The 637-nt window shown below is 71.9% G+C and carries 1 protein-coding gene; it reads right to left on the bottom strand.

What is annotated here, in order from left to right; translation table 11 throughout:
• Positions 1-332 (bottom strand): bifunctional DNA primase/polymerase (locus CCN51_RS51155; RefSeq protein WP_211303349.1); only part of this gene is annotated, 332 nt, incomplete at its 3' end.
• Between the last annotated feature and the right edge of the window lie 305 nt (positions 333-637).

Here is a 637-nt window from a genome sequence, read left to right on the forward strand (position 1 = left end):
GCGTCGAAGGTGCGCCCGGTCGGCAGCAGGATGGAGGCGCGCGGCGCCTTGGCCCACATCCGGCGTGCGACGACGGCGCTGCCGGTCGCCTGGTCCGCCCAGCCGGCGTGGGTCGGATGGGCGCCGGGGGAGGGGCAGTCGGCCGCGCCGCAGCAGCATTGCTCCCAGCACTGGACCGCGCCGGCCACGGGCTCCAGCCAGGAGCCGGGGAGCACGTCCCAGTGCCGCTCCTCCGCATAGCGCACCGCGGCGTCCCGCAGCCGCTCCCCGCGCTGGTTGGGGATCTGTGGTGCTCCTGTCACGTCGTCAGTCACGTCGTTTGTCACGTCCATGGTCTCGTCCACGACCAGCACAACTCCAGGGGTCTGCCGGGGTTACGCCCCACCCCGCTGTGCCGGCGAAGCCGAGTACTGAGGGGAAGAAAGGAAGCACGCTCCGGGCATGCGGGGCGCATGGGTGCACGGTCGGGGGCGCGCGTGGGGATGCGGCTGCGTGAGCGGGTAGCCACCATGCGTGACGGGCGTACGAGTGTCCGGTAGGCCGTGCCGTGTTCCAGGGGTGCGGTCCCGGACTCCTGTCGGCGCCGTACGCGCACGATCGCGGTCAATTCGGGCAAGTCCTGCATTCTCCGCACATG

The organism is Streptomyces milbemycinicus, from assembly GCF_002154605.1.
Classification (GTDB): Bacteria; Actinomycetota; Actinomycetes; order Streptomycetales; family Streptomycetaceae; genus Streptomyces; species Streptomyces milbemycinicus.